Consider the following 14,433-nt stretch of genomic DNA (forward strand, 5'->3'; position numbering starts at 1 on the left):
TCCTCCGTCAACTTCAGCGACGTTTCGGTGAAATACCCCAGAATCTAGAAGAAACCATCCGTAACCTTCCTGTGGAGCGGTTAGAAGACTTAGGACTCGCTTTATTAGACTTTGACACTTTGACAGATTTAGATAACTGGTTGCATCCGTGAACAATAGCGAGCGCATTATCCATCCTTGATTATTCTATCGTCAAGGGGTCCACATCGATCGCCATACTTACCTTGGGTAAAACTAAGCTTTTCAAAGGACGAAAAAGATCACCGATATCAGCCTTTTCTCCCGATAATTTTAACAGAATTTGCCAGCGATAACGGTTAGCCACGCGCATAATTGTTGCGGGTGCAGGTCCCAAAATATCCCAATCGGAACCCAAATTATTAACACATTCCTCCGCAACATTTTCGGCACTTTTCTGCACTGCTTCCCCATCTAAACCACTAAAGCGAATTAAGACTAAACTGCCGTAGGGAGGATAATTTAAGCTCTCTCTCTGCATTAATTCCGTCTCGACAAAACCCTCATAATCGTGGGTTTGTACTGCTCTAATCACAGGATGTTCAGGGGTATAGGTTTGGATAATTACCTTTCCTTCTCTTTCTCCCCTTCCTGCTCTCCCTGCTACTTGAGTTAGGGTTTGAAAAGCGCGTTCGGAGGCGCGATAATCAGAGTGATAAAGTAAACCATCGGCAGCCATAATTCCCACTAAAGTAACTCGCTCGATATCTAATCCTTTGGTGAGCATTTGGGTTCCAACTAGGACATCGAATTCACCATCAGTAAATAGTTTTAATAGTTCCCGGGGAGCATTTTTGTTGCGGGTGGTATCACTATCAAAACGCAAGCAGCGCAAATCGGGAAATTCTTTGGTTAATTCTTGGGTGACTCGCTGAGTGCCAGTGCCGAAAAATTTCAGATAGGGAGAACCGCATTCAGGACATTGTTTTGGATGAATGCGACCATAGTTACAGTAGTGACAGCGTAGTAATTCTTGCGCTCCCGGTTCGGTGTGGTGATAGGAGAGGGAGACATCACAGTGGGGACACTCTAGCACATAACCGCAACTTCGGCAAGATACAAAGGTACTATGTCCGCGGCGACTGACGAATAAAATTGCCTGTTCTCCCTTGTCGCGCAGGGTTTCCAGAGATGAACGCAGGGATTGACTAAACAGGGAACGATTGCCTCGTTGCAATTCCCTTCGCATATCGACGATTTCCACCCGCGGTAAGGGGCGATTTTGGATGCGATCGGGCAAAGATAGGTAAAGACTGGGATTAACTTGGGATTCTAGCCATGTTTCTAGGGATGGTGTCGCCGAGCCTAAAATTACGGGACAATGGTTTAATTGAGCGCGCCATTTAGCCACGGTACGCGCGTGATAGGTGGGGAGTAATTGGGTTTGTTTAAAGCTGCTATCGTGTTCTTCATCGAGGATAATCATGCCTAGATGGGGTAAAGGGGCAAAAATCGCCGATCGCGTCCCGATAATGACTTGCGGGGTTCCTGTCAACATCTGTCGCCAGGTATCGTATCTTTCTCCTTCCGAGAGGGCGCTATGATAAACATAGACTCGATCGCCAAAACGGGCCACAAAGCGATCGGTTAGTTGCGGTGTTAATCCAATTTCGGGGACTAAAACCAAGGCAGATTTACCCGCTGCCAGGACAGGTGCGATCGCCTGTAGATAAACTTCTGTTTTACCCGATCCTGTAACTCCGTGTAAGAGGACGCTTTCACCACCTTTCAGGGTTTGAATGGCTTCTAGGGCTTGTTTTTGACTAGAAGTGAGTGTTTTTGGTTGATCCCTGCTCATAATCGCCGAGGATAAGCGCAGAAATTCCCGATCCTCAATCACCACATAACCCTTGTCAATCAGCGGTTTAAAATGTTTTGTCCCCGCGAGTTGTGCCAATTCTGGCAGCCACATTTCTCCTCCCTGGTGGCGCAAGATTTCGACAATTTTGCGCTGATTTTCGGTTAAATCAGCGGGAAAGTCGGTTATTAGCAGGGTAATGGCTTTTTTTAGCTTAATATTAGGATTTTTGGGCGCTTCTAGATAGCTTTCTACCCAACCGCGCTTAACTAAGTCTCGGATACCGTAATTGGCATTTTTTACCTTTTCTTGCAGGTATTTCGCCGAATAATCGCCTTCTTTTTGATTTTTGAGCAGGGATAAAATCTGACGGGAGAGGGGAGTACAAAAAACTTCCGCACCGGGGGGAATCGCTTCTGGTTTTAATCTGATGCGACGTTGGGAACTTCGCAGTAAACCCGTAGGTAAAGCGACGCGAACAACGGTGATTAAATCCGTTGCGTAGTATTGGGCGATTTTAGTCAATAACTGCCAATAATTATCGGGGAAAAAGCCCTTAGTAATCACATCTTCCACGGGACGAATTTGATTTTCTTCTAGTCCTGCGGGCAAATTTTCGAGAAATCTAAGAGCAATTCCCCCAATTACCTGAGAACCGAAGGGAACGCTTAAAATATCGCCAATTTCTACCGTTAAATCGGGGGGGATACTATAGGTTAATATTTGCTGATCCTCTTGACTATCTCTAGGATAAGGGCGATCGACCAAAACCTCTAACCACGGTTGTCCAGTTGTGGTTAATTGGTAAGGTGTGCGAGGTTCCGCTACAGTTAGAGTAGCACAGCGATCGAGCATGGTTATCAGTTATCAGTTATCAGTGGGAAGTGGGAAGTGGGGAGTGGGAAGTGGGGAGTGGGAAGTGGGGAGATCACTCGCGTTGCGGGGGGGGGGAGAATAGGGTATTTAAATTATAGTTTAAAGCTTGAGGGGAATAAAAATAGCTAATTTTGTCTAAAAACACTTTAAATATTGCTTTTTTGCCCGCAAATTTTGATTTTTAGCCCGTGAAATCTTTCCAAATGATAATTATTGACTATTAGCTATTGAATCAAAGCATAGTTAGTCAAAACTTGAGAATAGTTCTCAATAAAAAAAGCGAAGAATAGTCATAAAAAGCTGACTGCTATCTTGATTGTTAAGAAGCGTGATCTTTACCTAGTCAAATACCAAAAACCTTAGTTAGAGTGTATGAGTAGAAACACAAAAAGTTCCTCCCATTCACCAGAAAATCTTATTGTCTGGTTCGGCGATTTGTAACCATCGACACAGAATCGCGCAATTATATCCCAGAAATTGCCGCCATTAATTAAGAAAACGTTTAAAAAATCTGCTCCCCGAAAATTCAATGTAACAATCAGCCCATTGGGAGAAACCGAGTTTTTCCCCGCTATTATAACCCCACTCCATCCATAACTGCTTATGAAAATCTCTAAACTAGCCTCTGATGATAATTTTAATCAAATCATTGCCCTGGAGACAAATCCTTTAGAACTAGACAGCGTGGATTTTGCTGAAAGAACTGACGAAGATCTGACTGAACCTTTACCGGAAACCCTAAAAACCACTCGTGGGGGTAGTGGAACTGGATACGATAAAGGCAGCAATGAAGATACTGTTGGAGCATTTTTTAAAGAAATGGCCCGTTATCCCCTGCTTAATGCGGAAGAAGAAATTGAATTAGCCTACTCGGTTAAGTTTCTGATGGAAGCGGAAGAAGTGCGCCAAAAACTACAGGAAAATTTACATCGTCCCCCGACAAAAACGGAATGGGCGATCGCTTTACAATTAGATAATGAACGTCAACTGGAAAACCGTCTTTATCGGGGAAGAACAGCTAAACGGAAAATGATTCGTTCTAATTTGCGCTTGGTGGTTTCTATCGCTAAACGCTATTTAAATCGCGGGGTTCCTTTCTTAGATTTAATTCAAGAAGGTGCGATCGGACTCAACCGTGCGGCCGAAAAATTCGATCCCAATAAAGGTTATAAATTCTCTACCTATGCTTATTGGTGGATTCGACAAGCAATCACCCGCACCATTGCTAACGATGCGCGTACAATTCGTTTACCGATTCACATTGTCGAAAAACTCAATAAACTCAAAAAAGCGCAGCGCATTCTCAAGCAAGATTTACAACGCAATCCCAATGAACGGGAACTCGCGGAAGCGTTGGAAATGACTCCCGAACAATTGCGGCAATTATTACAATTGCGTCGTCAATCTCTCTCTTTAAATCATCGTGTAGGGAAGGGAGAAGATACGGAATTAGTGGATCTGTTGGAAGATGATGATCTACAACTTCCCGAAGATAAAATGAATGAGATGATGATGCGTCAGGAAATTTTCGCAGTTTTAAGTGATGTTCTCACCGAACGGGAAAAAGATGTTATCTCTCTCCGTTATGGTTTAGCTACCAGTCAACCCTATACCCTAGAGGAAGTGGGGGGAATGTTCAATTTATCTCGCGAACGAGTACGTCAAATTCAAACTAAAGCGATGCGAAAATTACGTCGTCCTCAAGTCGCGCGTCGTCTGAAAGGATGGTTACATTAATAATTTTTTCTAACTCGTTCTCTCCCCTCTCCTTTTTCCTGGAGAGCTTTTTTTGTCGATATTTAGCTTAAAATTAAGATAAAGTTGATTTTCTCAGTAGATGGTCATAATACCTATGAACGTACATCTTACCCCACAACAAGAGCATCTAATCCAACAGAAAGTGAAAACGGGAAAATATCAATCTCCCGAAGATGAATACGAACGTTTTCAACCCATCGGAGATTAATCTAAAATGGGTGGTTATATCATAAATATACTAGCTATTCAGTCTCTGAATACAATAGGCAATTTTTCAGCTATTTTTTCTAGTTTTGAATAAAATCAAATTAATTCAATATGTCTAAAAATTCTTGGTTAATTCCCGATAATATTTATTTTCTCAACCATGGTTCCTATGGTGCAACCCCTAGAATAGTCTTGGATTATCAGCAACAATTGCGGGAACGAATGGAAAGGCAACCTTTAGCATTTTTGGGGAGAGAATTAGAGGGTTTATTAGATATTGCTAGGCAAAAATTAGCGGATTTAGTCAGTGTAAATAGCGATGATTTAGTCTTTGTTCCCAATGCAACCACAGCAGTGAATGCGGTGTTAAATTCCTTAACTTTTCAGGAAAATGAGGAAATTCTGATCACCGATCAAACCTATAATGCTTGTGCTAATGCAGTTAAACATATAGCTAAAAGATGGGGTTTAAAGGTAATTATCGCTAAAATTCCCTTTCCTGTGCAGTCTCCTTTAGAAATTAGTCAAGCGATTTTAGCATCAGTTTCTCCCCGGACAAAATTAGTAGTTTTAGATCATGTCACCAGTCCCACGGCCTTAATTTGGCCAATCGCAGAAATTGTGCAAGAATTAAATAATCAGGGTATTGATACTCTCATCGATGGCGCTCATGCTTTAGGTTTTTTACCCCTTAATATCGGGGCAATTAATCCCACCTATTATACTGCTAATTGTCATAAGTGGTTATGTAGTGCCAAGGGGGCTGCTTTTCTCTATGTGCGCAGGGATAAACAGGCAATAATTCGACCTTTAACTATTAGCCATGGAGCGAATTCCCCTCGACAAGATCGCTCCCGTTTTCAGTTAGAATTTGCTTGGATGGGAACCGATGATCCCACCGCTTATTTATCAGTGCCAAAAGCGATCGAGTTTTTAAATTCTCTCTCTATTGATGGTTTACTAGGTCTGATGGCGAGGAATCATAATTTGGTTTTAAAAGCCAGAAATTTACTTTGTCGTGCCTTAGAGGTCAATTATCCCTGTCCAGAATCAATGATCGGATCGATGTCTTCAATTCTAATTCCTAGTTATGCTTGGGCAGCAGAAGATTTATCTAGACAACTGTGGGAAAAATATCAGATCGAATTGCCGATAATTCCCTGGGGAGAAGCATCATTAATTGTGAGAATTTCTGCTCACTACTATAATTCGATCGAGCAGTATGAATATTTAGCTGGGGTTTTGAATTACTTGCTATTGGAGCTAAGATAAGCGGGGAGCATCGGAGCAGGGAAAAAAATCCATAACTGAGTTTTTAAAGTTGAATTGGGAGTTAATAACGGACTTGCTATGATAACCGAATAATTGGGCTAAAATGCCTCTTGGACCATAGTTTCCTTGAGCATTTCTAAACCCTTTTTCACCCGACGGGAGACGGTAACAACACTAATGCCTAATTGTTCGGCGGTTTCCCGTTGAGTAAGATCCTTCAGGAAGACAAATTCGAGAATATGACGGGTTTTGTCTTCTAATTGAGCCAGTGCTTGTTGTAAACGAATGCGATCCTCTTGACAAAGTTGAAAGCTGCGATAACCGGGATCGGGAATGAGGTCTTTTAAACAAGTATTATTATCTTCATCGTTATTAACCGTCGCATCGAGACTGAGGGGTTCACGGTTTTGGAAAGCCAGTTTTACCTCTTGCCATTCTTCGAGCGAAATATTTAAAGCGAGGGAGATTTCTGTATCATTGGGTTGACGATTGTGGATAGTTTGGAAATCCCGACGCATATTTGTCGCTTGTCTGCCTAAATCTAACCAACGACGAGGAATACGAACCGTGTAACCCTTATCGCGCAGATAGTGTTGAATTTCGCCGCGAATATAGGGAATGGCGAAAGAACTAAAAGCATGACCTTTGCTGCTGTCAAAACGCTTGATCGCCCGAATTAGTCCCATACAGCCAACCTGCACTAAATCTTCGTAGTTTTCATGGCATTGATTGACCCAATGATGAGCCTCCCTTCTGACTAATCCTAGGTTTAACCGTATAATTTGATCCCGTAACTTATTATCCCCTGTTTTTTGGTATTTTTGAAACAGGGTAAGAGTTTCTAGTTTAATATTTTCTTTATTTGGGACAGACATAGGGCGTTAACAGACTTAAAAAATTATTGACTATAAAAGCTCACTATTGCATAGCTTTGACCAATCCCAACATAGTCTGGATGAGAAGCGGCAGGCAATGACAACAATGTAACTTACTACGATCTTCATCATACAGTCTTTACACAAGGGCTTGTGTGATTTCAAGCAGTCAAGGCAGTATTTAAAGACACAAGTGAGCTAAAACGCTGTAATTAGTCAGCGCAATAAGAATTGTTAAGTACCTAAGCAAAATTAATTACACATATCTAACCACCTCTTGCCTCTTGCCCCTTGCCCCTTGCCTATCTTCACTAGGAAATTAATTTTGCACGACTACTTAACTGAGAAGGGACGGAAGCGACCAGATTATTCCTACAGCCTTTATCGTAAAGGTGAAGTATAGATTAAACCTTGCCGAAGAGCCGGATTTCAAAGGACACAAGTGAGCTAAAACGCTGTAATATCTAGAAAACTATAACTCAAACAAAGGTAAACTCCGATCATTCTTTTTCGGCAATTTCGCCAGTAAACCTAAATGTTCGTAGGCGGCTGCCGTCACCACGCGACCCCGGGCAGTACGATTAAGATAACCTATTTGTAATAAATAAGGCTCATACACCTCCTCGATCGTCTTGGCATCTTCTCCCGTGGCTGCCGCTACCGCTTCCAATCCCACGGGTCTGCCTTGAAACTGTTCGATCATCGTCTTTAATACTAATCGATCGGTCCAATCTAAACCCATAGAATCCACATTTAATTGATTTAATCCCTCAGCGGCTAACTGGGGGGTAATCATAGTTTCTCCCTTCACCTGCACATAGTCGCGCACCCGTTTTAATAAACGATTGGCAATGCGTGGAGTTCCCCGACCGCGACGGGCAATTTCGATCGCACCCGCTTCAGTCATGGGAATATTAAAAATAGTGGCACTTCGGAGAATAATTGTGGTTAATTCCTCAACTGTATAGAAACGCAGACGTTGAATCATGCCAAAACGGTCGCGCAAAGGCGAAGTTAAAGAGCCAACTTTGGTAGTAGCACCGATTAAAGTAAAGGGAGGTAAGGAAATACTGCGAATTTTTGCCGCTTGACCCTTGCCAATCGTCACATCTAGGCGATAATCCTCCATCGCTGGGTATAATAACTCCTCCGTTACCCGATTCAGTCGATGAATTTCGTCGATAAAAAGAATATCCCGGGGTTGAAGATTGATCAGGATGCCGGTAATGTCCCGGGGACGCTCTAAAGCGGGGGCGGCAGTAATGCGGCAATTTACTCCCATCTCAGCCGCTAAAATTAAAGCCATGGTGGTTTTTCCTAACCCCGGCGGTCCGTAGAAGAGCAAATGATCGATCGCTTCTTGTCTAGCTTTGGCCGCGGCGATGGTGACTTTTAGATTAGCCTTTAAGTCCTGTTGACCGATATAATCCTCTAGGGATTGCGGACGAATCTGCGCTTCTGCTTTTTCCGTTTCTTCTATAGTGGGATTGGGAGTGAGCAGATTTTCCTCGGCAGCCGGGGTGGAATTATGCGATCGTTTGATGGCCATTGTTACAATCAAGAGTCTAGGATATGTTAGCGAAGCGGATTTTGCCTTGTTTGGATGTCAATAAAGGTCGGGTAGTTAAAGGGGTTAATTTTGTCAATCTTCAGGATGCTGGCGACCCCGTGGAGTTGGCCCGCTTGTATAATCAGGCAGGGGCTGATGAGTTGGTTTTTCTTGATATTACTGCTACCCATGAAGATCGCGACACGATTATTGATGTAGTCTATCGCACGGCGGAACAGGTTTTTATTCCTCTGACAGTGGGTGGGGGCATCCAATCCTTAGAAAATATTAAAAATTTGTTAAGAGCCGGGGCCGATAAAGTCAGCATTAACTCGGCTGCCGTGCGCGAGCCGGAATTGCTCGATCGAGCCAGCGATCGCTTTGGGAAACAGTGCATTGTGGTGGCGATCGATGCTAGACGACGTAAGGATGTGCATAACCCCGGTTGGGAGGTTTATGTTCGGGGTGGACGCGAAAATACGGGTATTGATGCTTTATTATGGGCCCAAGAAGTGGAAAAACGCGGGGCAGGTGAGTTGTTAGTTACCAGTATGGATGCCGACGGCACGCAAGCGGGTTATGATCTGGAATTGACAAAAGCGATCGCTGAAAGGGTGGAGATTCCTGTGATTGCTTCGGGAGGAGCGGGTAATTGTCAGCATATTTACGAAGCATTGACGGAAGGGCGGGCAGAAGCTGCTTTATTGGCTTCTTTGCTCCATTATGGTCAATTAACCATCGCTGAGGTCAAAAATTATCTGCACAATCAACAAGTACCCGTGCGTTAGCCAGGGAAAATGAGGGCAAGATTAGCAGAACTTAATCTCGTGATTGAGTCGGTTAATGTTATTAGTTGCTGCCGATTTCTTCGGACTGAAACCCAAGAAGAGCAAGGTTTACAGCTATTACTGAAAGCTAATGGCTGACGGCTGCCAGCCGCGATCGAGCAACCGGCAAAAATCCCTGTTTTTAACTTCAGTCCGATTATCCCCAGGGAAAATTATGTATTAGAATAGAGGAAAGTTAACAAAATTTAAAATATGTTAGTTCCGATTCTCATCTTTGACCTCGGTCTTGTGGCTTGGTCATTGCATCTGATGCAGCAAGCGTTCGACAAGCAAGAGTTTTCCTTGATGCTGGCGGGAACCTTAGTGGCAGCAGCGGCAGTGGCTATGTTAGTAGTTTATTTCCTCATGGGTCACTGTTTAACCTATTTAACCCAAATTTCGGCTCCTGTCTAAATGGGGGCAATTTTTTCACCATTGTCAATGAGCGATCGCCTTTTGATTGACAAATTTTTTTCTCGTCACCCCTTGACAAAATGATTCTATTTAAGCTATATTCAAAAATGGTCTTCGCGGGGTTATAGCTCAGTTGGTAGAGCACCTCAATGGCATTGAGGGGGTCAGCGGTTCGAATCCGCTTAGCTCCATACAGTTAGGATAAGAGTTTCAGGGTTACTGGAACCAAAAAAGTAACGAGGAGATGCTAGATTGAAAGAGGATTTCTGGTTAGAAAAGTCTCTTTTTACCTCGGGTTTGCTGAATAAATCTAAAAACCTTGTTGGATAAGGCTTTTAGACTTTTTTTCCCTGAAAAAGTGCCTACCATTGGAGTGATTGGGGGGAAAATTTAGGGATTTTTTCCCTATTAGTTATATGATAGAGCTTTTTAAGCAACTACCTCGTTGGTTGCGGCTAAGTCTAGTTTTTCCGCTCTTATTTCTCAATGGTTGGTTATTATTCCAATTATTTAGCTACCTAGAACCCTTAGTCAGTATTTTTGTCACTGCTAGTTTACTAGCTTTTGTCTTAGATGTTCCCATCAAACTGCTGCAAAGACGCGGGGTTAATCGCAGTGGTTCGATCGCTATTGTCTTTTTAATTGCCCTATTAATTTTGATTGTTTTAGGTTTAATTTTAATTCCCCAGATTGTCGAACAATTAAGCAGTTTAATCAATAGTTTGCCCCAGTGGATCGAGTCGGGAACCGAACAGATACAAAATTTAGAAAAGTGGGATAAAACTCAGAAATATGCGATTTATATCGAGCAATCAATCACCCAGTTATCGGAACGACTAACCAATGTTTTACAAACTCTTAGCACTCAATTACTAAGCTTTGTGCTGGGAACTATCAACAGTATCCTAAACATTCTCTTTGTTCTAGTTCTCACCGTCTTTCTGGTTCTCTATGGCGAACAAATTTGGGAGGGAATTTTAAGTTGGATTCCCTCTCCCTGGAATTTCAAATTAAGAACGATTATTCGTCAAACTTTTGAAACCTATTTTGCCGGTCAAACCATTTTAGCGGGAATTCTCAGCCTTGCTCAAATTTTTGTTTTTGTGGTTCTCAAGGTTGATTATGCCCTATTATTCGGGGTGGCGATCGGTCTAACTACATTAATTCCTTTTGCCAGTGCCTTCACCATTATTGGCATTAGTACCCTACTGATGTTTCAAGATTTTTGGCTAGGATTAAAGGTTTTGACCCTGACTATTATTGTCGGTCAAATTAATGATAATGTCATCGCCCCTCGGTTAATGGGAGGTATGATCGGACTTAATCCCGTCTGGATTATTCTATCTCTTTTTATCGGGGGCAAAGTGGCAGGAATTCTCGGTTTATTGATAGCAGTTCCCATCGCTAGTGTGCTGAAAAGTACCATTGATATCATCCGCTCCCAGCAGCGGGAAAAAGAACCGGTAGTTTTCCTAGAAGAAACGGTGAAAAATTCCTCGGAGGAGAGCAAATAATCATAAATCCTGTTTTTTCAGTGAACAGTAAACAGTAATGAGTGAATTGAAAACTCACATCTGCTAACTGCTAACTGATAACTGATAACTGATAACTGTTATGAGCGGCTAATTTCTTCGAGAATAGCCATCGCTTCCGTCACCCTATCCCTAGGGATAAATAAATGATCGTGATAATAACCAGAAATGACATTGACGCTAATTGCTGCTGCGGCCAGTTTCTCGCTAATCACCGCTAAAAATCCCACCGCCGCTAAACTAGAATGCACAGAAAGAGTAATTTGTCTATAAATATATTTGTACTGCAAGCTTGTGCGATCAGCTTGCTGACGGGGAATAATCACCGTTAGGCCTTCCTCTTCCTGAAATTGGCAGATAGGGGTTAATTGTAGCTGTTCTAGTTCTGTTGCTGTTAGGGAAGAAAAAACGAATTCTTCGGTATTTAGGATTGGTTTCAGGGATTGGAGCAGAATATCGAGATTAGTTTCACCTTCCTTCGGTTTTTCTGGCGATTTTTTCGCCTCGTCCATACAATGATTGGCAGCAGCGTCAGCCAAACTATTTTTAGCTCGTTCAATCCAGCGCCAGCTAATGCGATCGAATTGGGCGACTAATTGACAAGTACGCTGATAAAAGGGACGTAAACTATCGCTTTTTACCTTCCAGTCTCCCTTAACTTGATTAATGACTAATTGACTATCTCCGCGAATTTCTAGGCTTTTTAAGCCTAATTCTTGGGCTTTTTCCAATCCAATAATCAATCCCGTGTATTCAGCCTCGTTATTAGTGGCTCTCTCCATATATCTAGTCGTTGTCAAGGAATTACCCTCGGCTAAAACTATTACCGCTGCACCGGCTGCGCTCCCCGGATTGCCGCGAGAACCACCATCAAAATAGAGAATTGCTGAATTATCGGTTTTTTGAGCTTTTTTATCCATAATTTTCGTTAATAAATCTTGTTATCTCCATTTTTATCTCTTTGACAATTCTAGGCGGTAGGGATTCCGGGATCGGCAAAGCGGACAAGCAAGATTTTAGCTGATCGCCGCTGCCGGGTAACTTTTTTTTCTTCGGGTTATTGACAATTATTTGCAGTTGTCGGTTATACTGAGAACAGCAGCCTAGAGTTATATTGCTAATAGTTCTCAATTAAAAGCCCCATGGGTATAGACAAATGGCCATCGGAAGGTGAGAAAATCTTCAATATTAGTGCTTGGGATCCCTGGCAGGTCTACCACTGGCTCCAGACCCTAGACATTGAATGTAAATGCTCGCTCCATCAGCTTTTGCCAGTTCGCATCGAGGGACAGGATCAACTTTTACAGCTGTGGATTGTCCTGCGATGGGTAGAGGCTTCCCAAGGCTGTTTAATCCCTTGGCTGGAAACCTGTTGGCGGGTATAATCCTTGAGAAAAATTAGCAATCTGAGAGTAAAAAGTGAGAAAGTATGTCAAAATCTGTAACTACCATGGTTCCCTTTCAAGTGGTCGGTCAATTCCTCGGTTTTGTCCTCAAGGACGGATATAAGGTAAAATACCTGAGAATCAGTGTTGATAAACGGGAATATTGGTTTAAGCCCGAAAAACCACTGCGAGACCACATACCTCTCAATATTGCTCTCCACTCATGGCTAAAAGTGACGGGAGAAAGTAGTCTTTGTTCAAAAAAGGGAAAATTAAAACTGAGGGTACTAGGGATCGAGCATTTATCTGGCGAAAAAACCCCAGAAGTCGCCCCGGCAAAAGCTAAAAAAGCCACCGTCTTAATCTGTCAGAAGTCCGATTGTTGGAAAAATGGCGGTGCGAGAGTCTGCCAAAGGTTAGAGAGTGGTTTAGAGGAAAAAGGACTGGGAGAAGCGGTGAATATTAAATTAACTGGCTGTTTAAAACAGTGCAAAAAAGGGCCGAATCTGGTGGTTATGCCCGATAAAAAGCATTATAATCAGGTAGCTCCCCAAGATGTCCCCTCCCTAATCGAGCGGCATTTTGCCACTTCTGAGCAAGGGAATAGCCTATCAGTTTAACCGGAAATTTAATCGGCGATCGCTATTGACAAACGATCTTTTTTGTGTATCAAAGGGACGAAGTGCCTAAAATTGTAATAAATTAGGGGTAGAAAAAGTCAATTCTTGCCACCGATAATTTATGACTGCTGCCACTGCAACCTTGTTAATTTCTTGTCCCGACCAGATTGGTCTGGTGGCGAAAATCGCTAATTTTATCTACGCTAATGGCGGCAATATTATCCATGCTGACCAACACACGGATTTTTCGGCGGGATTGTTTCTGATGCGGATAGAATGGCAATTAGAAGGGTTTAATTTACCCCGTGGGATGATCGAACCAGCTTTCGCCGCTATTGCCAAACCTTTGCAGGCTAGTTGGTCCTTACATTTTTCCGATACTGTCCCGCGTCTAGCTATTTGGGTGACAAAACAGGATCATTGTCTCCTCGATTTATTATGGCGACAACACGGGGGAGAAATTAGGGCAGAAATTCCTTTAATTATTAGCAATCATCCAGAATTACACTCAGTTGCCAATCAATTTGGTATTGATTTTTATCATCTTCCCGTTACCGCCGAAACCAAGATTGAACAGGAAGCCAGACAATTAGAGTTACTGCGGCAATACCAGATAGATTTAGTGATTTTAGCTAAATATATGCAGGTTCTCACCCCAGATTTTATTAACTTTTTCCCCAATATTATCAATATTCATCATTCTTTTTTACCGGCTTTTGCGGGAGCCAATCCCTATCAACGGGCCTACGATCGAGGGGTAAAAATTATTGGAGCTACCGCCCATTATATCACTGCCGATCTCGATCAGGGGCCGATTATCGAGCAGGATGTGGTCAGAGTTAGCCATCGCGATACCGTAGGAGATTTAATTCGTCAAGGTAAGGATTTAGAAAGGGTGGTGTTAGCGCGAGCGGTACGTTTACACTTGCAAAATCGCGTTTTGGTTTACGCTAATCGCACGGTAGTATTCGCTTAAAATGGGATAAGATGTACTTGACAAAAAAGAGAGCATTGAAGCTTAAAAATTAGGAATTATCGGCGCAATTGACTAAAATAGTAATAGACCAGATCAGAAGGAAAAAATTATCTATGGCAACTACATCCGAAGACGTATGGCAACTCTTAGCCGAATTAACTACCGCTCAAAAAGAAACTGACCGACAACTCAAGGAAACTGACCGACAACTTAAGGAAGTTAGTCAACAACAGAAGGAGACTGAACTACTATTGAAGGAAGTTAGTCAACAACAGAAGGAAAACGCCCAACAACAGAAAGAAACTGACAAACAACTCAAAGAACTG

15 protein-coding genes, 1 tRNA gene and 1 pseudogene are annotated in these 14,433 nt (G+C 42.6%); 12 read left to right on the forward strand and 5 right to left on the reverse strand.

Going from position 1 to position 14,433, the window contains the following annotated elements:
* A partial coding sequence (locus LW728_RS20010) for a DUF4351 domain-containing protein (RefSeq protein ID WP_147073706.1) occupies positions 1–152 on the forward strand: 152 nt, incomplete at its 5' end.
* A 29-nt stretch (positions 153–181) separates the two neighbouring features.
* Here the strand turns inward: LW728_RS20010 and priA are convergent.
* On the reverse strand, positions 182–2,671 hold the full coding sequence (priA, locus tag LW728_RS20015; RefSeq protein WP_002800466.1) for a primosomal protein N': 2,490 nt from the start codon (positions 2,669–2,671) through the stop codon (positions 182–184).
* Positions 2,672–3,295: 624 nt separating this feature from the next.
* Between priA and LW728_RS20020 the strand changes: the two genes are divergently transcribed.
* The 3 genes from LW728_RS20020 to LW728_RS20025 all read left to right on the forward strand — a co-directional run bounded on the left by LW728_RS20020 (position 3,296) and on the right by LW728_RS20025 (position 5,929).
* A complete protein-coding gene (locus tag LW728_RS20020) occupies positions 3,296–4,429 on the forward strand; it encodes an RNA polymerase sigma factor, RpoD/SigA family (protein WP_002800464.1) in 1,134 nt (377 codons plus the stop codon).
* Positions 4,430–4,544: 115 nt separating this feature from the next.
* A complete protein-coding gene (locus LW728_RS23470; protein WP_367401692.1) occupies positions 4,545–4,658 on the forward strand; it encodes a ribbon-helix-helix domain-containing protein in 114 nt (37 codons plus the stop codon).
* A gap of 110 nt (positions 4,659–4,768) precedes the next feature.
* A complete protein-coding gene (locus LW728_RS20025) occupies positions 4,769–5,929 on the forward strand; it encodes an aminotransferase class V-fold PLP-dependent enzyme (RefSeq protein ID WP_287669066.1) in 1,161 nt (386 codons plus the stop codon).
* A 98-nt stretch (positions 5,930–6,027) separates the two neighbouring features.
* On the opposite strand, the gene LW728_RS20030 is transcribed toward LW728_RS20025, so the two are convergent.
* Together LW728_RS20030 and ruvB are read right to left on the reverse strand one after the other, a co-directional pair.
* Entirely contained in the window at positions 6,028–6,804 is a 777-nt protein-coding gene (locus tag LW728_RS20030) for an RNA polymerase sigma factor SigF (protein ID WP_287767870.1), read from the reverse strand.
* 472 nt (positions 6,805–7,276) lie between these two features.
* Positions 7,277–8,353 (reverse strand): Holliday junction branch migration DNA helicase RuvB, encoded by a 1,077-nt coding sequence (gene ruvB / locus LW728_RS20035; RefSeq protein ID WP_287669069.1) that lies wholly within the window; start codon positions 8,351–8,353, stop codon positions 7,277–7,279.
* Between the two features lie 23 nt (positions 8,354–8,376).
* Here ruvB and hisF point away from each other — a divergent pair, with 23 nt between their 5' ends.
* The 4 genes from hisF to LW728_RS20055 all read left to right on the forward strand — a co-directional run bounded on the left by hisF (position 8,377) and on the right by LW728_RS20055 (position 11,108).
* Positions 8,377–9,141, forward strand: a complete 765-nt coding sequence (hisF, locus tag LW728_RS20040) for an imidazole glycerol phosphate synthase subunit HisF (protein WP_002800458.1) — start codon at positions 8,377–8,379, stop codon at positions 9,139–9,141.
* A gap of 252 nt (positions 9,142–9,393) precedes the next feature.
* On the forward strand, positions 9,394–9,594 hold the full coding sequence (locus LW728_RS20045) for a hypothetical protein (RefSeq protein WP_002780857.1): 201 nt from the start codon (positions 9,394–9,396) through the stop codon (positions 9,592–9,594).
* A gap of 118 nt (positions 9,595–9,712) precedes the next feature.
* Positions 9,713–9,785 (forward strand) — tRNA-Ala (locus tag LW728_RS20050).
* 225 nt (positions 9,786–10,010) lie between these two features.
* Positions 10,011–11,108 carry an AI-2E family transporter gene (locus tag LW728_RS20055; RefSeq protein WP_287669081.1) on the forward strand — a complete coding sequence of 366 codons (1,098 nt, stop codon included), beginning with the start codon at positions 10,011–10,013 and terminating at the stop codon, positions 11,106–11,108.
* 98 nt (positions 11,109–11,206) lie between these two features.
* On the opposite strand, the gene LW728_RS20060 is transcribed toward LW728_RS20055, so the two are convergent.
* Together LW728_RS20060 and LW728_RS20065 are read right to left on the reverse strand one after the other, a co-directional pair.
* Positions 11,207–12,046: a reverse transcriptase-like protein gene (locus tag LW728_RS20060; protein WP_287669073.1), complete on the reverse strand. Its 840-nt coding sequence runs from the start codon at positions 12,044–12,046 to the stop codon at positions 11,207–11,209.
* Positions 12,039–12,257, reverse strand: a complete 219-nt coding sequence (locus LW728_RS20065) for a hypothetical protein (RefSeq protein WP_157404720.1) — start codon at positions 12,255–12,257, stop codon at positions 12,039–12,041. Before LW728_RS20065 ends, LW728_RS20060 begins: the two co-directional genes overlap by 8 nt.
* Positions 12,258–12,268: 11 nt before the next feature.
* Between LW728_RS20065 and LW728_RS20070 the strand changes: the two genes are divergently transcribed.
* The 4 genes and pseudogenes from LW728_RS20070 to LW728_RS20085 form a co-directional block, all read left to right on the forward strand.
* Positions 12,269–12,511, forward strand: a complete 243-nt coding sequence (locus LW728_RS20070) for an Asr1405/Asl0597 family protein (protein WP_002800455.1) — start codon at positions 12,269–12,271, stop codon at positions 12,509–12,511.
* A 44-nt stretch (positions 12,512–12,555) separates the two neighbouring features.
* The gene (locus LW728_RS20075) at positions 12,556–13,131 is read left to right on the forward strand and encodes a (2Fe-2S) ferredoxin domain-containing protein (protein ID WP_002800454.1); all 576 of its coding nucleotides are present in this window, start codon (positions 12,556–12,558) and stop codon (positions 13,129–13,131) included.
* 121 nt (positions 13,132–13,252) lie between these two features.
* A complete protein-coding gene (gene purU / locus LW728_RS20080) occupies positions 13,253–14,107 on the forward strand; it encodes a formyltetrahydrofolate deformylase (protein WP_002800452.1) in 855 nt (284 codons plus the stop codon).
* 113 nt (positions 14,108–14,220) lie between these two features.
* Positions 14,221–14,433, forward strand: a pseudogene (locus LW728_RS20085) (DUF3782 domain-containing protein); the annotation flags it as partial.

The sequence above is a fragment of the Microcystis sp. 49638_E5 genome, assembly GCF_021300285.1.
GTDB classification, from domain to species: domain Bacteria; phylum Cyanobacteriota; class Cyanobacteriia; order Cyanobacteriales; family Microcystaceae; genus Microcystis; species Microcystis aeruginosa_C.